At 66.3% G+C, this 19399-nt stretch carries 17 protein-coding genes; 10 read left to right on the top strand and 7 right to left on the bottom strand.

Annotated features, from left to right (window positions below; translation table 11 throughout):
* Positions 1–24 precede the first annotated feature (24 nt).
* Complete coding sequence (locus NP3_RS27075) at positions 25–1644, bottom strand: (2,3-dihydroxybenzoyl)adenylate synthase (protein WP_063044445.1); 1620 nt, start codon at positions 1642–1644, stop codon at positions 25–27.
* A gap of 139 nt (positions 1645–1783) precedes the next feature.
* On the opposite strand from NP3_RS27075, the gene NP3_RS27070 reads away from it, so the two are divergent.
* The 4 genes from NP3_RS27070 (at position 1784) to NP3_RS27055 (ending at position 8251) form a co-directional block, all read left to right on the top strand.
* The gene (locus NP3_RS27070; protein WP_063044431.1) at positions 1784–5287 is read left to right on the top strand and encodes a non-ribosomal peptide synthetase; all 3504 of its coding nucleotides are present in this window, start codon (positions 1784–1786) and stop codon (positions 5285–5287) included.
* A gap of 50 nt (positions 5288–5337) precedes the next feature.
* Positions 5338–6216 carry an oxidoreductase gene (locus NP3_RS27065; protein WP_063044430.1) on the top strand — a complete coding sequence of 293 codons (879 nt, stop codon included), beginning with the start codon at positions 5338–5340 and terminating at the stop codon, positions 6214–6216.
* Between the two features lie 200 nt (positions 6217–6416).
* Positions 6417–6887 (top strand): carboxymuconolactone decarboxylase family protein, encoded by a 471-nt coding sequence (locus NP3_RS27060; RefSeq protein ID WP_063044444.1) that lies wholly within the window; start codon positions 6417–6419, stop codon positions 6885–6887.
* 299 nt (positions 6888–7186) lie between these two features.
* Positions 7187–8251: a 3-deoxy-7-phosphoheptulonate synthase gene (locus NP3_RS27055; protein WP_063044443.1), complete on the top strand. Its 1065-nt coding sequence runs from the start codon at positions 7187–7189 to the stop codon at positions 8249–8251.
* Between the two features lie 37 nt (positions 8252–8288).
* Here the strand turns inward: NP3_RS27055 and NP3_RS27050 are convergent, their stop codons facing one another.
* Together NP3_RS27050 and NP3_RS27045 are read right to left on the bottom strand one after the other, a co-directional pair.
* Entirely contained in the window at positions 8289–8840 is a 552-nt protein-coding gene (locus NP3_RS27050; RefSeq protein ID WP_063044429.1) for a class I SAM-dependent methyltransferase, read from the bottom strand.
* A gap of 81 nt (positions 8841–8921) precedes the next feature.
* Positions 8922–9503, bottom strand: coding sequence for a GNAT family N-acetyltransferase (locus NP3_RS27045; protein ID WP_063044428.1), 582 nt, complete (start codon positions 9501–9503; stop codon positions 8922–8924).
* Positions 9504–9564: 61 nt separating this feature from the next.
* Between NP3_RS27045 and NP3_RS27040 the strand changes: the two genes are divergently transcribed.
* Complete coding sequence (locus NP3_RS27040) at positions 9565–10485, top strand: sigma-70 family RNA polymerase sigma factor (protein WP_063044427.1); 921 nt, start codon at positions 9565–9567, stop codon at positions 10483–10485.
* A 49-nt stretch (positions 10486–10534) separates the two neighbouring features.
* On the opposite strand, the gene NP3_RS27035 is transcribed toward NP3_RS27040, so the two are convergent.
* Positions 10535–10738 (bottom strand): hypothetical protein, encoded by a 204-nt coding sequence (locus NP3_RS27035; RefSeq protein ID WP_063044426.1) that lies wholly within the window; start codon positions 10736–10738, stop codon positions 10535–10537.
* 176 nt (positions 10739–10914) lie between these two features.
* Here NP3_RS27035 and NP3_RS27030 point away from each other — a divergent pair, with 176 nt between their 5' ends.
* Positions 10915–12093, top strand: a complete 1179-nt coding sequence (locus NP3_RS27030) for a pyridoxal phosphate-dependent aminotransferase (protein WP_063044425.1) — start codon at positions 10915–10917, stop codon at positions 12091–12093.
* Here the strand turns inward: NP3_RS27030 and NP3_RS27025 are convergent.
* Positions 12090–12740, bottom strand: a complete 651-nt coding sequence (locus NP3_RS27025) for a trimeric intracellular cation channel family protein (RefSeq protein WP_063044424.1) — start codon at positions 12738–12740, stop codon at positions 12090–12092. The two genes, NP3_RS27030 and NP3_RS27025, sit on opposite strands and share 4 nt — an antisense overlap.
* Before the next feature lie 34 nt (positions 12741–12774).
* A complete protein-coding gene (locus tag NP3_RS27020) occupies positions 12775–13419 on the bottom strand; it encodes a LysE family translocator (RefSeq protein ID WP_063044423.1) in 645 nt (214 codons plus the stop codon).
* A gap of 310 nt (positions 13420–13729) precedes the next feature.
* On the opposite strand from NP3_RS27020, the gene NP3_RS27015 reads away from it, so the two are divergent.
* Genes NP3_RS27015 through NP3_RS27000 form a run of 4 tightly spaced genes read left to right on the top strand, consistent with a single transcriptional unit; the run spans position 13730 to position 18216 of the window.
* The gene (locus NP3_RS27015) at positions 13730–15388 is read left to right on the top strand and encodes a DNA repair helicase XPB (RefSeq protein WP_063044422.1); all 1659 of its coding nucleotides are present in this window, start codon (positions 13730–13732) and stop codon (positions 15386–15388) included.
* A 40-nt stretch (positions 15389–15428) separates the two neighbouring features.
* On the top strand, positions 15429–16097 hold the full coding sequence (locus NP3_RS27010) for a DUF3239 domain-containing protein (protein WP_063044421.1): 669 nt from the start codon (positions 15429–15431) through the stop codon (positions 16095–16097).
* A 39-nt stretch (positions 16098–16136) separates the two neighbouring features.
* The gene (locus tag NP3_RS27005) at positions 16137–16772 is read left to right on the top strand and encodes a LysE family translocator (protein WP_063044420.1); all 636 of its coding nucleotides are present in this window, start codon (positions 16137–16139) and stop codon (positions 16770–16772) included.
* Positions 16773–16824: 52 nt separating this feature from the next.
* Positions 16825–18216, top strand: coding sequence for a M1 family metallopeptidase (locus tag NP3_RS27000; RefSeq protein ID WP_063044419.1), 1392 nt, complete (start codon positions 16825–16827; stop codon positions 18214–18216).
* Positions 18217–18219: 3 nt separating this feature from the next.
* Here the strand turns inward: NP3_RS27000 and NP3_RS26995 are convergent, their stop codons facing one another.
* A complete protein-coding gene (locus NP3_RS26995) occupies positions 18220–19035 on the bottom strand; it encodes a hypothetical protein (protein ID WP_063044418.1) in 816 nt (271 codons plus the stop codon).
* Between the last annotated feature and the right edge of the window lie 364 nt (positions 19036–19399).

Below are 19399 nucleotides of genomic sequence, written 5' to 3'. Positions count from 1 at the left end.
TCGCGCCACCCCCGATCGTTCCGGTCAGCTGTGGTCGGCGCGCAGGGCCTTCTTATCGATCTTGCCGACGGCGGTGACGGGCAGTTCGTCGGCCTGGCGGAGCAGGTCCGGCAGTTTGTAGGTCGCCAGACCGCGTTCGGTGAGAAAGGACTTGAGCTGGGCTAGGGTCGGCATTTCACCGTCGACAACCAGAACGGCACAGACCTTTTCGCCCAGCGCCGCATCGGGGAGGCCGACGGCGGCGGCATGCCGGACGGATGGGTGGGCGAGCAGATGTTCCTCGAGTTCGTCGCAGGAGATGTTCTCGCCACCCCGATTGATGACGTCCTTGATGCGGCCGGAGACGATCAGATGTCCGCTCGGCAGTCGGCGCACGAGATCGCCGGAGCGGTAGTAGCCGTCGGGGGTGAAGGCGCGGGCATTGTGTTCGGGGGCGCGGTAGTAGCCGCGGATTGTATAGGGGCCCTTGGTGAGTAGTTCACCTTCTTCGCCGGGGGCGACATCGTTGCCGTCGGCATCCACGACCCGTACCTCGTCGGCGGGCGAGAGCGGACGGCCCTGGGTGGTGCAGACGATATCGGCGGGGTCGTCGAGGCGGGTGCAGTTGAGCAGGCCCTCGGCCATACCGAAGACCTGTTGCAGTTGCACGCCCAGTGCGGGTGCGACCTCGCGGGCATTCACCTCGGCCAGTCGCGCGCCGCCGACTTGGAGCAGGCGCAACGAGCCGAGATCGGCGTCCTCCCATTCGGTTGCCGCACACCAGAGTTGGGCCAGTGGCGGCACGACCGCGGTGACGGTGACGCGATGGCGTTCGATGGCGGCGAAGGCGCTCTCCGGGCTCGGATCGGTGATGAAGGTGACGGCCGCGCCGACCGATACGGTGCCGATGATGCCAGGGCAGGCGAGTGGGAAGTTGTGTGCGGCGGGCAGTGTCGCGAGGTAGATGTCGTCCTCGGTCAGTCCGCAGACCTCGGCGCTCGCGGTCGCGTTGTAGACGTAGTCGTCGTGGGTGCGCGCGATGAGCTTCGGCAGGCCGGTGGTACCGCCCGAGACCAGCATCAGCGCGATATCGCTCGGATCGATGCCGGGAAGTGAACCGCCGTCGCGGGGAATCGAATTCAGATCGGTGAAGGTTCCCGGATCGCCGAGCACGAGAACGTGACGCAGGGTCGGTACGGCCGAGCGGACGGTTTCGGCCAGTTCGCGGTAGTCGAAGTCGCCGAGCCGGTCGACCACGATGTACGCGACCGCTTCGGAAAGTCCGGCCAGATGCTCGATTTCGGCGCGGCGATGTGCGGGTAGGGTCAGCACCGGAATGATTCCGGCGCGCAGCAATCCGAACAGGACCGTCAGGAACTCCGGCACATTCGGCAGTTGCACGAGCACCCGATCGCCCGGCGCGATGCCGAATGCGAGTAAACCGTGCGCCATTCGGTCTGCCTCGGCATCCACCCACGCGTAGGTGCGCGCGCTGTCGGCGTCGAGAAGTGCGGTGCGATGCGGGTGCTGGGTCGCGGTCGCACGCAGCAGGTCGCCGAGTGGGCGGCCGGTCCAGTAACCGGCCGCGCGGTAGGTCGCGGCATCGGGGGTGGGGAAGGGGACGTAGCCGTCGCGATGGGTGGGCGAGGTGGATGTCGAAGTCACGGTCTGCCTCACTGGAAGATCTGCTGCATGATTAGGGTCTCATAACATAGGTTAGGCAACCCTATCTCAATGCGATAGGCTACCGCCGAGCAGTCTCGATCCGCCGGATGCGGCGGCGACCAAGGAGTGACAGCGCCAGATGGAGCCAGCACAGCGACCGGGGGACGGGGCGGGGACGACGATCGGCCGGGAGGAAATCCGCGCGGCCATTGCGAAGCAGCTCGACGTACCGGTCGAGACGATCGCAGACGGCGATGATCTGATCCAGCTCGGACTGGACTCCATTCGCACCATGAAGTTGGCGGGCGGCTGGCGCAAGCGCGGGCTGGAGATCAACTTCGCGCAATTGGCTGCGGCGCCGTCGGTCGCGGAGTGGGCGCGGTTGCTCGGCGTCGACGAATCCGTCGCGGCGGTTCCGGAGGTCGAACCGGTCGAAAACCTTGATCCCGGGGACGAATTCGCGCCGTTCCCGTTGGGGTCGATGCAGCACGCTTACTGGATCGGTCGCTCGGAGGAACAGGATCTCGGCGGTGTCGCCGCGCACCTGTATGTCGAATTCGACGGTGCCGAGGTCGATCCCGAACGATTGGCGTGGGCGGTGACGGATCTCGTTGCCGTGCATCCGATGCTGCGCACCAGGTTCCTTCCCGACGGCACGCAGCAGACCATTCTCGACCCGGGCCGGCCGGTGTTCTCGGTCGTCGATCTGCGCGCGCACGCTCCTGCGGCGGCCGAGGCCGAGCTGGAGCGGTTGCGCGACAGCAAGACTCATCAGCGGCTGGCCATCGAGGAGGGCCAGGTGCTCGATGTGACGCTGAGCCTGCTCGCCGACGGCTGCACCCGGCTGCATCTCGATGTCGACATGATCGCGGGTGACGCGATGAGCTACCGCGTGCTGGTCGCCGACCTCGCCGAGCTCTATCACGGCGGCACGGTGCCTCCACAGGGCTACAGCTATCGCCGCTACCGCACCGAGCGCACAGTGGATGCCGTTGCCAGGGAACGCGATAAGCAATGGTGGCGCGATCGGCTTCCGGAGCTGCCCGGCGCACCGGAGCTGCCGACCATTCCGGTCAGCGAGCGCGCCGAACCGCATCGGACCGTCCGGTACAACCACTGGTTGGAGCCGGAAGCCAAGGAGCGGCTGCTCGCCGCCGCGCACGCCCGCGGCATCACACCGGCAATGGCGTTGGCCGCGGTATTCGCCGAAACCATCGGCGGCTGGTCGGCGCAGAGCCGCTTCCTGCTGAATGTGCCGCTGTTCCATCGGGAGCCGGTGCATCCGGATATCGACCGGGTGATCGGCGATTTCACCTCCTCGATCATGTTGGAGGTGGACGTCACCGAGAACGTGACGGTCACCGAGCGGGCGAAAGCGCTGCAGCGTGCGATGCACGAAAGCGGCTCGCACACCGCGTATTCCGGGCTGGAGGTACTGCGCGATCTCGGCAGGCACCGCGGCGAGCCGGTGCTCGCGCCGATCGTCTACACCAGCGCGCTCAACCTGGGCGAGCTGTTCACCACCGCGGTCACCGAGACCTTCGGCGAGCCGGTCTGGATCATCTCGCAGGGCCCGCAGGTGCTGCTGGACGCGCAGGTCACCGAGGTGCGCGGCGGGCTGCTGCTCAACTGGGACGTGCGCGAATCGGCGTTCCCCGCGGGCATGATCGACGCCATGTTCACCAGCTACACCGAGGCCATCGGCAGGCTGGGCGCGGGCGAGGCGGGCTGGATCGCGGAGGCCGCGGTGCACCTACCGGTCGCCCAGGCCGCCGTGCGCGCCGCGGTGAACGCGACCGACGGTCCGGTCTCCGGACGGGCACTGCACCAGGGTTTCTTCGACAATGCCCGCACCACGCCGGACGCACCGGCGGTGCTTTGGCGCCGCGACGGCGTGGATGGCGGCTGGAGCTATGCCGAGCTTGCCGCACAAGCGCTTTCGGTGGCGGCCGCGCTGCGCGAAATCGGGGTGCGGCCCGGTGCAACCGTGGCGGTGCAGCTGCCGAAGGGACCGGATCAGATCCTCGCCGTACTCGGTGTGCTCGCGGCGGGTGCGGCCTATGTGCCCATTGGTTTCGATCAGCCGGTCGGGCGCCGCGCGGAGATCCTGCGCACCGGTGACGTGGTCGCCGCGCTCACCGTCGACGGCGCCGATATGGGTCGCCCGGATATCACCTGTCTGCCGCTTTCGGCGGCGCGTACCCATCCGAATCCATTGGCCGAGCCGGTGATTGCGGATCCGGAGTCGATCGCCTATGTGCTGTTCACCTCCGGCTCCACCGGTGTGCCGAAGGGCGTCGACGTGCCACACCGCGGTGCGATGAACACCATCGACGCGGTCAACGAGTGGTTCGAGGTCGGCCCGGCCGACCGGGTGCTCGGACTGTCCGCGCTGGAATTCGACGCCTCCGTCTACGACATGTTCGGTATGTTCGCCGTCGGTGGCTCGGTGGTGGCGCTGTCGGCCGCGCAGCGCGAGGAGGCGACAAGCTGGGTGGAACTACTGACCCACCACCGGGTTTCGATCCTCAACTGTGTGCCGAGCATGCTCGACATGATCCTGGAGATCGGCGGTGACCACCTCGGTGATTCGCTGCGCGCGGTCACTCTCGGCGGTGACTGGGTCGGTGCGGATCTGGCGCGGCGGCTGGCCGGGCAGGTGCCAGGATGCCGGTTCTCCGGGTTGGGCGGCGCCACCGAAACCTCCATCCACAACACCATTTGCGAGGTCGCCGACCCGCCCGAGCACTGGGCCACCGTCCCGTTCGGCGTGCCACTGCGCAATGTGCGCTGCCGCGTGGTGAATTCGGCGGGTCGCGACTGCCCGGACTGGGTGCCAGGTGAATTCTGGGTCGGCGGTGCGAATGTCGCGGCTGGCTATCGCAATGATCCGGAGCGCACCGCGGAACGGTTCGTCGTCCACGACGATCTCCGCTGGTACCGCACCGGTGATATGGCGCGCTACTGGCCCGACGGCACCATCGAATTCCTCGGTCGCGCCGACCATCAGGTCCAGATCCGCGGTTACCGGGTGGAATTGGGCGAGGTGGAGAGCGGTCTGCGTACCGCGCCGGGGGTGCGGCACGCGGTGGCCGCCGTGGTCGGCACCGGCGCGCCGAAGCTGGTCGCTGCGGTTTCGGGCGAGGTCGGCTCCGCCGAGAAGATTGTCGCCGCGGTGCGAGATCTTCTGCCCAGCTACATGATTCCCACTCGCATCGAGATCTTCGAGCAGATGCCGTTGACCGATAACGGCAAGCTGGATCGTCGCGCGGTGGTGGCCCTGCTGGACCCCGGCGCGTCCGAATCGGTGGACGCGCGTCCGCGCACGCCGCTGGAGGCGGCACTGGCCACGATCGTCGCCGAAGTGCTCGGTACCGAGCGCATCGGCGTGCACGACGATTTCTTCGGCGCGGGTGGTGACTCGGTGCTGGCCACCACGGCCGTCGCCAGGATCCGCGAATGGCTGGAGGTCGACCACGCGCTGGTCGCCGATCTGCTCGTCGGCCGGACGGTGGCCGGGTTGGGCGAGCGGCTGGTCGAACGGGAGACCGGTCGTGGGACGCCCGATCGCCTGGACGCCATCGCCAAGTTGTACCTGGAGGTGGTGGCGATGACCGACGAGGAGATCCTGGCCCAGGCGTGACCTGTGCGCATTGCCTGAGAACGGTCGCCGCGCACACTAGACTTCCGGTCATGAGCCATTGGGATACCTCGAACATTCCCGATCAGAGTGGCCGCACGATCATCGTCACCGGCGCGAACAGCGGGCTGGGGGCGGCGACGGTGCGTGCGCTGGCCGGGGCGGGTGCGCAGGTGGTCCTGGCCTGTCGGAATCTGGCCAAGGGCGAGAAAGTGGCCGGTGAGCTCGGTGCGCGGGCCGAGGTGCGCGAACTCGATCTCGCGGATCTGGCCTCGGTGCGTGCGTTCGCCGATGCGGTGGACCGGGCCGACGTACTGATCAATAACGCGGGTGTGATGGCGGTGCCGCAGCGGCGGACCGCCGACGGCTTCGAAATGCAGATCGGCACAAACCATCTCGGTCACTTCGCGCTGACCGGGCTACTGCTGGAAAAGATCTCGGACCGGGTGGTCACGGTCTCCAGCGGTGCGCACCGGGCTGGCAAGATCGATCTGGACGACCTGAACTGGGAGCGCCGCAAGTACCAGCGCTGGTCCGCTTACGGCCAGGCGAAGTTGGCCAATCTGATGTTCGCCTACGAGTTGCAGCGCAGGCTGACCGCGGCGGGTTCGTCGAAGATTTCGGTGGCCGCCCATCCCGGTTATGCCGCAACGGAATTGCAGTCGCATACCGAATCCATCCAGGACAAGGTCATGGCGCTGGGCAACCGGCTGCTGGCGCAGAGCGCCGAAATGGGCGCGCTGCCGGAGATCTACGCGGCGACCGAGCAGGTCGAGCCGGGCGCGTTCTATGGTCCGGACGGATGGGGCGGCATGCGCGGCTATCCCGGGCTGTCCGGTTCCACCGCGGCGTCCAAGGACGAGCAGGTCGCGCGCGGCCTGTGGGAGCTGTCGGAGAAGCTGACCGGCGTCACCTACACATTCGGCAAGTAGCCGAATTCCCTGCGGCGCAGGACAACTCAGGAAGCGTGCCGTTCGCTTTCGGCGCGATGAACGAAATCACTGCGAGCCGGTACTGATCCGGCCCACAACGGCGATGCACGGCTCGTGATCCAGGTCACATCCGTCGATGTCACACTGGGCTGGGCCGCGTCGTCCTCTCTGTGAACCCAACCGAATGGAAGGCACAGATCATGGAACAGCGCTTCAACCTCTACGCCAACCCCGTCGCCGGTAGCTACGTCAAGCGGCTCATCACCGCGGGCAAGGTCGTCGACGGGTCCTCTCTGCCCGCCGCGACCTACGAGCTGGTCAAGATCCGGGCCAGCCAGATCAACGGCTGCGGCATGTGCGTCGATATGCACACCAAAGACGCCGCGCACGCGGGCGAGACCGCCGTGCGAATCAACCTGGTCGCCGCCTGGCACGAGGCCACCGTCTTCACCGAGGCCGAGCGCGCCGCCCTCGCCCTCACCGAAGAGGCCACCCGCATCGGTGACGGCCGCGGCGTCAGCGACGAGACCTGGGAGCAGGTGCGCAAGCACTACGACGACGATCAGACCGCGGCGCTCATCGCGGCCATCGCGACGATCAACGCATGGAACCGGATGAATGTGATCGTCCGCACCCCGGCCGGTGGATACGTCCCCGGTCAACTGGGGTGAGCTTCGGCACGAAAGTTGGCCGTGCGGTTACCTCGGGATAGTCCCTGGTACAGTCACCGTCGTGCAGCGCGTCTATTTCTGGTTTAGCAAGTCGGCCCTGGGTGGGTCGGTCTGCGGCAACCATTTGCGCTGACCTCGTTTCCACCCCGAGCCGGATGATGGACCGGCTCGACGGGTTTCACGTCCGTGGGTCGGCCTTGAAGTAAAGGAACCCACAAACGATGACTACCGCAGCCGACGTCGACGCGCGGCATGCCCACCTGTCGCCCGACCACCACCCCTCATCGAATCGCTCCGCGATGCTGTTCGGTTTGGACGACCAACGCACCCTGAGCGTGAGCCCCTTGCGCTCACCGGCAGAGGTGCGCCAGGTGCACCGAATCACCGATGCGCTCGCCGACGTGGTCCGTGCCGGTCGCAAAGCCACCGTCGATGTGCTGAACGGTACCGACGATCGCCTGATGGTGATCGTCGGACCGTGTTCGGTCCACGATCCGGCCGCGGCGCTGGACTACGCCCGCCGCCTGGCCGCCAAGGCGGCCGAACTCGACGATCGGCTACACGTCGTGATGCGGGTGTACTTCGAGAAGCCGCGCACCACCCTGGGGTGGAAGGGGCTGATCAACGATCCGCACCTGGACGGCTCCTTCGACGTGAACACCGGACTGGGCATCGGCCGCAAGCTGCTGGTCGATATCACCGCCCTCGGTCTGCCGGTGGCCTGTGAATTCCTCGACCCGATCACCCCGCAGTACATCGCGGACCTGGTCTCCTACGGCGCCATCGGCGCGCGCACCGCGGCCAGCCAGGTGCACCGCCAGCTCAGCAGCGCACTGTCCATGCCGGTCGGCATCAAGAACGGCACCGACGGCGATGTGCAGGTGGCCGTCGACGGTGTACGGGCCGCCGCGGCCAGCCACGTTTTCCCAGGCACCGACTTGGACGGCCGCTCGGCGCTGATCCGCACCACCGGCAATCCGGACTGCCATGTGATCCTGCGCGGCGGCAGCACCGGCCCGAACTACGACGCCGCCTCGGTCCGCGAGGCCTGCATCCGGTTGGAGAAGGCATCGCTACCGGAGCGGATCGTGGTGGACGCCAGCCACGGCAACAGCAATAAGAATCACAACAAGCAGGTCGATGTGGTCACCGATATCGCGGGCCGGTTGGCCGCGGGTGAGCCGGGGGTGGTCGGTGTGATGCTCGAGAGCTTCCTCGTCGCGGGCCGCCAGGATCTGGCCCTCGGGCACGCCGACGCGCTGACCTACGGGCAGTCCATCACCGATGCCTGCATCGATTGGGAGACCACTGCCGCCCAGCTCGATCGTCTCGCCGACGCGGTGCAGCAGCGCCGCGATCACTGATTCGGAGCCTGTCGCCCCGGTGAAAGCCGGGGCGCGGCTACGGATTTCGCCGCGGTTTCGCGACGACGCCGAGGATGTCGCCGGAGCAGACGGTGGCGCCATCGAAGCCCGCGATGGCCAGATAATCGATGAGATGTCCGGGTGCAGGTTTCGGACCGGTGCCGCGGGGTCCGTCCGGTTGTCCGTATCCGTAGAACAGATACAGCGTGCCGCCGGGTGTGAGGACCTGCCGGATCAGCGCGAGTTCGGCGGTGGGCCGCTTGGTCCAGAACAGATTCACGTTGACGGCGACAACCTTGTCGAAGCCGCGGGCCGGTCCGATTTCGGCGAGTACCCGGGCTCGGTCGAGCTGTTCCAGTCCGGCGTGCAACAGGTGGACCTTGCCGCATTTGATCAGTGCGGCATGGCGTTTCGTCGCGCGGGCGATGGCCGTCGGCGAACGGTCCACGCCGACGATCCGACCGCCGTCCAGCCGTGCGGCCAGGTACGCGATCGAGTCGCTGGAGCCGGGACCGATTTCCAGGATCCGGTCGTCGGGCCGCAGGTGCATGGTTTCGGCGATCCACTCGAATCGGGCATCGACCGCCATATGGGCAATATACGACTGTTGCGCGGCACCGGTCGGCGGTTCCGGCCACCCGCCGCCCGACCACCACCCCTCATCGAATCGCTACGCGATGCCAAATATCCCGGGCGGCCAATCCGAGACCGGGCCGGGCGGGTCCGTCGCCAGCCGTCCGCCCAGCCAGGTGTCTCGGCGGCTGCCGCGCTGCGTACTGCCGAGTCGCGCCATGCCCTCGTAGTGAAAACCATTGCGGCGGACCACCGCGGCCGAGGCGTGATTGCCGACGAAGGCGCGCCAGTTGATCCGGCTCAGCCCCAATCCGGTCGGCTGGAAACCGAATTCGCACACCAGGGCGACCGCACGCGACATCAGCCCCCGTCCGCGTTCCGCGGAGACCAGCCAGAAGCCGATTTCCGATGCCGATTCGTCGCGCGCGTTGAGATCGATCATGCCGACCACCGGACCGTCGGCCCGCGTCCGCAGCGCCCAGATCGGACTGCGGGTGGCCCAGCCGGGCGCGACCATATCGTCGAGGAAGGATTCGGCATTCTTCCGGTGATACGGGACCGGAATCGTCACCCACTCGGCGATGCTGGGCTCCTGGCAGCATGCGACGATATCGTCGATATCGGCCTCGGTCGGCCGCGACAACCAGATGGTTGTGTCGGATAGCGGATGATCCTCCATACGATCATGGTGTCATGACCGGCTCGTCGGGCCGATCAGCGCGGAACGTAGAATCAGCCCGATGGTTGCCGCTCTTCTCGCCGACTTGTTCGAATCGCATCGGGCGCATCTGCTCTCGGTCGCCTACCGGCTGACGGGCAGTGCGGGCGACGCCGAGGACGCGGTGCAGGAGAGTTGGCTACGGCTGGCCGGTACGCATCAATCCGAGATCGAGGATCTGCGAGGGTGGCTGACCACCGTGGTCAGCCGAATCTGCCTGGATCGCCTGCGCAGTGCCGCGGTGCGCCGGGAAACCTATGTCGGGCAGTGGCTTCCGGAGCCGGTCGTCACCGGTACCAACCCATCGACCATGCCGGATCCGCTGGAGGCGGTGGTCCGCAAACAGGAATGCAGCCTGGCCGCATTGGTGGTGCTGGAGAGTCTGACGCCACCGCAGCGCGTGGCATTCGTTCTGCACGACGGGCTTTCGGTGCCGTTCGACGAGATCGCCGAAATTCTGGGCATTTCGGTGGAGGCGGCGCGCCAGCTGGCCGTGCGGGCCAGGAAATCCGTCGCACAGGCCCCGCCGCCCGTCCCGGATGTCGAGCACGCGACCGCGGTGCGCAATTTCGTCGCCGCGCTGTCCGCCGGTGATATCGCCGCGATAACCGCTGCGCTGCACCCGGATTCGGTAATAATCGGCGATGCGAACGGCACCACGTCCACCGCGATCAATGTCATCGCCGGTGCGGACAAGGTCGCCCGTTTCCTCCTCGGGCTGATGCGCAAGTACGGCATGGACGGCTCCGCGGAGCCGACACTGGAATTCGAATTCGCCACGGTCAACGGTCAATTAGGTTTGGTCGTGTATCGGGTCGGCCCGGGTTACGGGCGGCTCGACGGCCCGCCCCGGGTGATCGGATTCGCGGTTCGCGATGGATTGGTCTGGGGTACTTACGATCTCGCGAATCCGGAGAAACTGTCCCACGTCCGTCTGGGGTGAGACGGTGCCAGGCCGGGCCCTCATCGCCAGGCCTGACACCGCCATCGGATTACGGCGTGGACGAGCCCAGGAACCAGTCCCCGGTCGACGATCCGGCGCCGCTACTGCCGGTCGACGAGCCGTTGAACCAATCGCCGGTGGACGAGCCGAAGCCGGCGATCAGGTCGTGTGCGACATTTCGCAGGAAACCCAGTACCGTTCCGGCGACCTCCGACGCGGCCGGCTGAAGTACCAGGTCCAGATACGAGGCCATAAGCGCCCCTTTCGAGCTACCGCCGCAGGTCGGCGGTTTGTGAGGTAGAACACGGTGAGGCTAGACGCCGTTGGGACACCGCACAACCATGCAGGTAGAGAGGACAATCCAAAAGTGAAATATAGCCTTTCGCTATCTATTGGCAACAATGGCGATCGCTGGGCTACTCTCCGGATATGTCCTCGCAACCCGCGACCGTCGCCCGCCTGCGCCCCTTCGCCTCCACGATCTTCGCGGAGATGACCGAATTAGCCGTCCGGCACGAGGCGATCAACCTGGGTCAGGGCTTTCCGGATACCGACGGACCCGCGGGCATGCTCGAGGTCGCGCGTCAGGCCATCGCCGACGGGCTGAACCAGTACCCGCCCGGCCGCGGTATGCCGATCCTGCGGCGCGCCATCGCCGCCGACCGGGCCCGCCGCTACGGCACCCAGTACGACCCGGACACGCAGGTCCTGGTCACCGTCGGTGCGACGGAGGCGATCAGTGCCGCCGTGCTCGGCCTGGTGGAGCCCGGCCGAGAGGTCGTGCTGATCGAGCCCTACTACGACTCCTATGCGGCCGCGGTCGCGCTGGCCGGAGCGCGGCGGCGCACGGCCCATCTCGTCGCCGACGGTGACCGCTTCGTGCTCGACCTGGACAGCCTGCGCGCCGCCATCACGCCCGCGACCAGGATGCTGATCGTCAATTCACCACACAACCCGACCGGCACCGTGCTCGACCGCGCCGATTTGACCGCGATCGCCGAAATCGCCTGCGAGCACGACCTATTGGTGCTCACCGACGAGGTCTACGAACACCTCGTCTACGACGGCAACGAGCACATCAGCCTCGCCACCCTGCCCGGTATGGCCGAGCGCACCGTCGTAGTGTCCAGCGCGGCAAAGACTTTCAGCGTCACCGGTTGGAAGACCGGCTGGGCGCTCGGTCCGGCCGAACTCATCGACGGTGTGCTCGCGGCCAAACAGTTCCTGACCTTCGTGGCGGGTGGGCCGTTCCAACCGGCCGTCGCGCACGCGCTGAACAATGAACTCGACTGGGTCGCCGCACTGCGAGACACGCTGTCGGACAAGCGACTCCGGCTCGCCGCCGCGCTGAAGGACACCGGCTTCGGGGTGAAGGAGAGCGCGGGCGGCTATTTCATCTGCGCGGATATCACGCCGATGGGGGCAACCGACGGCTTGGCCTTCTGCCGGGAACTACCGGCTCGGCTGGGTGTCGCGGCCGTGCCGCTCATCGCCTTCGCCGACCACGTCGAGGCGTGGAATCACCTGGTGCGCTTCACATTCTGCAAACGCGACGAAACCCTCGACGAGGGCGTGCGCCGACTCCGCGCGGGTGTTCGAGTGGGCTAGGCCCGGTCCTGGGGACGCCGCCGCGCCTGCGGTGCGTGCCAGTCGTACCGCATCGCGAGCAGGCGAAATACGATGGCGCCGAGCGCGGCGCAGGCGCCGGTGATCGGGTTGTAGGCATTGAAATGCAGTAGTGTCGCGGTCGCGGTGGCACCGAAAAGTGCTGGTACCGCATAGATCTGCTCGGGTATCAGCACACTCGGCGTCTGTCCGCCGAGCAGATCGCGGATCACTCCGCCGCCGATCGCGGTGACCAATCCGAGCAGTGTGGCCGAGGGCGCGCCGAGACCGTGGTTGTAGGCGATCACCGTGCCGGTCACACAGAACAGCCCCAGCCCGAAGGCATCGGCCACCCCCAGCGGACCGCCGGTCACGCGCGGCGACGGATGCCAGAAGAAGATGACCGCGGCCGCGAGCAGCGCGGTCCACAGGTAACTGAGATCGACGAACGACGCGGGTGGTGTCCGGCCGATCACCAGATCCCGAATGACACCGCCACCGAGCGCCGTACTGCAGGCCAGCACCACGATCCCGAATACGTCGAATCCGCGCCGCACCGCGAGCAGCGCCCCCGAGGTCGCGAAGGCGAAGACGCCGAACAGCTCCCCGACGTGCTGCGCGGTGTTCACCGCGGAATCGAAATGCGCCATGCGCACACGATCACATATCCAGCGGCACCGGGGCTCAGGCAGGCATCGGCCGCGCGCGGTCGGTCGCGACCAGTACCGCGATCCCGCCGAGCATCGTGCCCATGAAATAGCGCTGGATCCGCAACCACAGCGGCCGACCGGTCAGAAAGGCGGCGATCCCGCCCGCACCCAGCACGATCAGCCCGTTCACCGTCAATGCCACCGCGATCTGCACCGACCCGAGGCACAGACTCTGCAACCACACCCGACCGTGCTCGGGCGTCACGAATTGCGGGATCAAGGCCATGTACATAATCGCGATCTTCGGATTCAGCAGATTGGTGACCAAGCCCATGGTGAACAATCGCCGCGTCGGATCCGGCGGCAACTCGGCGGGTGCGAAGACCGAGGTCCCCCCGGGCCGCACTGCCTGCCAGGCCAGCCACAACAGGTATCCCGCGCCCGCCAGCTTCACCGCCAGATACAGGCCGGGCACGACCGCGAACACTGCGGTGATCCCCGCTGTGGCCGCCGCCAAGTAGACCCCGAATCCGGCTGCCACACCCCCGAGCGACACCAATCCGGCCCGCCGTCCCTGCGAAACGCTGCGCGATACCAGATACATCATGTTCGGTCCCGGTGTGAGCACCATCCCCAACGCGGCCGCCGCCACTCCGAATAACGCAGCAGTCTCGATCATGGCCCCGATCCTCACCCGCACTCCCTGTCGATGTCTCGGTCCAGTCGGATACCGCTGGACCGACCGGGTGACGTCATCGCCCAGTCGTGTCTCGATCCCGCGGTATCCGGACGAGAATGGGTGGTCGGTGCATCGTCCCGGAACAAAACAGGCTGCTCGCACGCTCTATGTGCGAAGCCAACGCAAGCTACGCCCGTCGGGGGCAGGATCGATGCCGCGTCGGATGGGTTGTCGGTGGCATCGGGGAGAATGGGCCGGAGTCGCACGAGCGATCCGACAACGCCGGACGCGCCGTATACGAGGAGAGACTGTGACCGACGGTCCGCTGATCGTTCAGAGTGACAAGACGCTGCTCTTGGAGGTCGACCACGAGTTGGCCGGGGTGGCGCGGCAGGCCATCGCGCCGTTCGCGGAATTGGAGCGGGCACCGGAGCATGTGCACACCTACCGGGTGACGCCACTGGCGCTGTGGAATGCGCGGGCGGCGGGTCATGATGCCGAGCAGGTAGTGGATGCCCTGGTCAGCTACTCGCGGTATGCGGTGCCGCAGCCGCTGCTGGTCGACATCGTGGACACCATGGCCAGGTACGGCCGGTTGCAGCTGGTGAAGAATCCGGCGCACGGGTTGACGCTGGTCAGTCTGGATCGCGCGGTGCTCGAGGAAGTGCTGCGGCACAAGAAGATCGCCCCGATGCTCGGCGCCCGCGTCGATGAGGACACCGTGGTCGTGCATCCGTCCGAGCGCGGCCGGATCAAGCAGATGCTGCTGAAGATCGGCTGGCCGGCTGAGGATCTGGCGGGCTACGTCGACGGCGAGGCACATCCGATCGAGCTGGATTACACCGGCGGGAAGTGGCATCTGCGCGATTACCAGGAGATGGCGGCCGATTCGTTCTGGGCCGGTGGTTCGGGTGTCGTGGTGCTGCCGTGTGGTGCGGGCAAGACGATGGTCGGCGCGGCCGCGATGGCCAAGGCGCAGGCCACGACGCTGATCCTGGTCACCAATACGGTGGCCGGACGGCAGTGGCGGCGTGAGCTGCTTGCCCGGACCTCGTTGACCGAGGACGAAATCGGCGAATACTCCGGCGAGCGCAAGGAAATCCGTCCGGTTACTATCGCCACCTATCAGGTGATCACCCGCCGCACCAAGGGCGAATACAAGCACCTCGAACTCTTCGACAGCCGCGATTGGGGCCTGGTCATCTACGACGAGGTGCACCTGCTGCCCGCGCCGGTCTTCCGGATGACCGCCGATCTGCAATCGCGGCGCAGGCTAGGTCTGACCGCGACCCTGGTCCGCGAGGACGGCCGCGAGGGTGATGTGTTCTCGCTGATCGGACCCAAGCGCTACGACGCGCCGTGGAAGGACATCGAGGCGCAGGGCTGGATCGCCCCCGCCGACTGCATCGAGGTCCGGGTCACCCTCACCGATGCCGAGCGGATGGCGTACGCAACCGCCGAGCCCGAAGAGCGCTACAAGCTCTGTTCCACCGCGCGCACGAAAATCCCTGTGGTGGAATCGATTCTGGCTCAGCACAAGGATGCGCAGACCTTGGTGATCGGCGCGTATCTGGATCAACTCGACGAACTCGGCGCGGATCTCAATGCGCCGGTAATTCAAGGTTCGACGAAAACCAAAGAGCGCGAAGAACTTTTCGATGCCTTCCGGCGCGGTGAGATTCCGGTGCTTGTGGTGAGCAAGGTCGCGAACTTTTCCATCGATTTGCCTGAAGCCTCTGTCGCGGTGCAGGTTTCGGGAACATTCGGTTCGCGTCAGGAGGAAGCGCAACGGCTCGGTCGACTGTTGCGGCCGAAACACGATGGTGGCCAAGCCCACTTCTATTCGGTCGTCGCACGTGACACCCTGGACGCCGAATATGCCGCGCACCGGCAGCGTTTCCTCGCCGAACAGGGTTACGCGTATCGCATTACGGATGCCGACGACTTGCTGGGACCGGCCATCGGATAAGCGGAGGAATTACCTCCGATACGTATGCTAGGAATAAGACGTGCGACGCTTCGAATTCGCGGTGGACCGGCAGCACGCCCATGCGGTCAACGAAGTCTTCGCCGACCTACGTCGACTGCGGGTCATGGCGATCGCGGCCGCCGTCATCGCCGCGACCGGCACCGCGTATCTGATCTGGCTCAACCATCCGTGGGCCTATCTGCTGGCGATCGCATTCGCACTCGGCGCGGTCGTCGCGCTGTGGGTGGCGTTCTGGACACCGCACCGCTCCAGCATCGACAAGCTCTATGCCGACGGTGAACTGGTCCCTGCGGTCGTCTCCGAGACGCATCCGGGCGGGGTGGTGCTGCTCGCACTGGTCGATGTCTCGAAACCGGAGACCCACGACCCGCGCTATGCCTTGGTGATCAGGAAGGTCCGGGATCTGCCGGGGCACGAGAAGCGGGCGGGTGAGCGGGTGCCGTCGGTCGCGGTGCGCACCGATCGGGCGCCGCGTCAGGTCGGCGAGCGCTGGCAGTCGGTCAGCGCCATGCCGATCGCCTGGGGCACTCGCGACGACACCGTCATCGATCGGGCGCGGGCGGCCATCAGCGAGGTCGAATGGCGATTGCTCACCGACAATCTGGAACTCGCCGACAAGGTGCGGCGCACCTCTGCCAAACGGTTGCTGCTCGACCCGCACCAGCTGCCCGGTGACCTGGGCTCCTGATCAGCCGAATTCGCTTGCGCCGCCGAATAGACTCGGTAAATGGTTCCGGCGTCCAACCTGCTGGCTTTCATCGCCGCATCGATTGTCATCATCGTCATCCCCGGGCCGGGTGTGCTCTTCACCATTGGCCGGGCCCTCGCGCTCGGCCGCCGCGCCGCCCTGGTCTCGGTATTCGGTCATTCCGCGGGCGTTTTCATCGCGCTGCTGCTGGTCTCGGTGGGCCTCGGCACTCTGCTCGCGGCCTCGGCGCTCGCGCTCACCGTGGTCAAGTTCGCCGGTGCGCTCTATCTGATGTACCTCGGCATCCAGGCGATCCGCGAGCGCAAGGCGTTGCGGGCGGCGCTGAACGCGCAGCTCGACCCCGCCGATGCCAAGGTCTTTCGGCAGAGCGTGTTCGTCGGGCTGACCAATCCCAAGGCGATCGTCTTCTTCTCGGCGGTACTGCCGCATTTCGCCGAACCGTCGGCGGGTTCGCTGCAGTTGCAATTCCTGATCCTCGGCTCCATCTTCCTGGCGATCGCATTGATCTCCGATAGCGCTTGGGGCCTGCTCGCCGCATCGGCACGCACCTGGTTCGCGCGCTCGCCGCAACGACTGGAGGCGGTCGGCGGTGCGGGCGGTGCGATGATCTTCGGCCTCGGCGCGTCGGTGGCGCTCAGCGGTAGCGCCGACTGAAGCGACTACCATCCACCGAGGTCAGGTGGGCCATGAAAGGGGTGGTGGTCGTATGAGGTGGTCCGGCTGGTTGTGTGCGGCCTTGGTCGGCGCACTGGTCGCCGCCCCGGTTCCGGCGAACGCCGATCCGTTCGTCGGCGCGCCGGGGCTGGACGATCCGTACTACCCGCTGGACGGCAATGGCGGCTACGACGTCGGCCACTACGAGGTCACCATCGGCTACGACCCGCCGAGCCATCAGCTCACCGGCACGACCACGATCGACGCCACCGCCACCCAGCCCCTGCGGATGTTCAATCTGGACTTCAACGGCCCGGACGTGCGCATGGTCTCGGTGAACAACCTGCCCGCCGCCTTCGACCGCAACGGCGAACACGAACTGACGGTGACCCCATTGCTGCCGCTGTTGCCCGGCCTGCCCTTCACGGTGACCGTCGACTACGCCGGGCAAGCCAGGAACACCGAAGGCGAGGGCTGGACCTACGCGCCCAGCGGCGGCGCCTTCGTCGCGGGCGAACCGCATTCGGCCACCACCTGGTATCCGCTCAACGACACCCCGTTGGACAAGGCCACCTTCACCCTGCACGCGTCGGTTCCCGCGGAATGGGAGGTGGTTTCCAACGGTGTGCGGACCGAGAACGCGGTCGTCGGTGCGCAGCGCAACGTCACCTGGGAATCGCATCAACCGGTGCTCGGCTACCTGACCACGGTCGCGATCGATCACTACAGCTACCTCGAACAGCGCCGCGCCAACGGAACCCCGCTGATCAGCGCCTTCGCGGAGAACGCGGAGCGCAATAGGGAAACCGAGCAGCGCCTGCCCGAAATCATCGACTTCGAAGAGGCGCTATACGGTCCCTATCCGTTCGATACCGCGGGTGGCATCTACGTCGACGCGGATCTGGAATTCTCGCTGGAGACCCAGACCCGTCCGATCTACGCACCGTGGACCGACCTGCCGACCGCGGTGCACGAAATCGCGCACCAATGGTGGGGTGATTCGGTGTCGGTGCGGCAATGGTCCGATGTATGCCTGAACGAATGCTTCGCCAGCTATACCGCCGATTACCTGTGGCCGGAGCGGATGGAGGGAAAGGATGTCGACGCGACCTACCGCGAGACCATTCGGAAGAACCGATCCGAGCCGAAATTCTGGGATATCCCGCTGGAAAATCCGGGCGTCGGAAATGAATTCACCTCCGTCTACTATCGCGGCCCGCTGTTCCTGCACGCCCTGCGCAAACAACTCGGCGACGACGTATTCTTCACGGCCGTCCGGGAATTCAACGCCGCCCACGCTTACGGCAATGCTTCGATGCCGGAGTTTCGTACCTTCATGCAGTCGAAATCCCCGGCCGATCTGACCGGCTTCTTCGACGCCTGGCTGAACCGCACCACAATGCCCCCGGACGAGTACCTCTTCCCTGGCGCATTGCGCGGCTGACGTTCAGTCGACGCGTTCGCGGGCCTTTTCCACCCAGCGCTCCGCCCGATCGAGTTGTTTCTGGGCCGCGCGTTGTCGGTCCTGCGCACCGCGATCGGCGGTGCGGGCGAATTGCTTCTGCTGTTCGGCGTGCGCGAGCTCTTCGCGCAATGCCGCGATGCGGGACTCGCACTCGGCCAATCGTTTTGTCGTCTCTTCGACTTCTTCCTGTGCCGAATCCCTTGCAGCACACGCAGATTCGAGGGCTTCGAGTGCCTCATCGAGTTCCTGTCCCGCATTGTCCGCTGCGAGGGGTTCGGCGGATTTCTTTGCGCCCGTTCCGCTTACGGAGGTGAGTGCGGCACCGCCCGGCCCGAAACCCGCATAACTCGCCGCCGTCGCCAGCGTGCCACTGCGCACCTGCTCGGCGACCGCGTCATCGGCCAGCGCCGCCGTAAGCGTCTGTCCCACTTCACGCAGCACCCCCTCGGTGACCGGATGCCCGCGATCTGCGGCCAGTGCGCCCGCTCGCTTGGCAAGGGCATTGACCACTTGCTGCCGCTGCGTGGTCAGTGTGCGCAACTGATCGCCGGACAATTCGCGTTGCGCCGTACGCAGCGCGGTCCCCAGGCGCAGCAGCGCATCGACATCATCGGGTGCGGCACGGGCCAGCAGGTTCACCGTCCAGGCGACCACCGTCGGCTTACGTAGTTTGCCGACGGCGGTCGCGAGCTCCTTATCGCCCGCATCCTTGGCCTCGGCGACGCGTGCCGCCCTGGCGGCGATGAACTCACCAGGGTCTGATCCGTACAAGTCGACGGCGACCTCTTCGAGCCTCATACTTGCCAAGCGTAACGACCGGGTCCCCGGAAGCGACAGAGTGCGCATGCTGGACAAACGTCCATGTGTTCGTAATGCGAAAGGCATTGATAGTGAACAGTTTAGGAATCATGGTCCTGGTCAACCTGATCCCGAAATTCGTCGATCTCGCGCTGATGGGACTGTCCGGACTCTACGGGCAGTACTGAGCCGCGCCTCCTTTTGGTCGGTTGTCCGAACTGCTGATGCGGTTCGGGCGACCGTGACGGTATCCTCACCGCGTTCACATCTGTCGTGAACACGTTCGGTGAGAGAGGGTTTCACGTTGAAGTTCCCAGGAATGAGGCTGCTGGCACGCATTGTGCTCGCCCTCCTGGCGGTGGGC

Source organism: Nocardia pseudovaccinii NBRC 100343 (genome assembly GCF_001613225.1).
Lineage (GTDB): Bacteria > Actinomycetota > Actinomycetes > Mycobacteriales > Mycobacteriaceae > Nocardia > Nocardia pseudovaccinii.
Note: the sequence above shows the minus strand (reverse complement) of the source record. Positions and strands in the feature narration are given on the sequence as shown.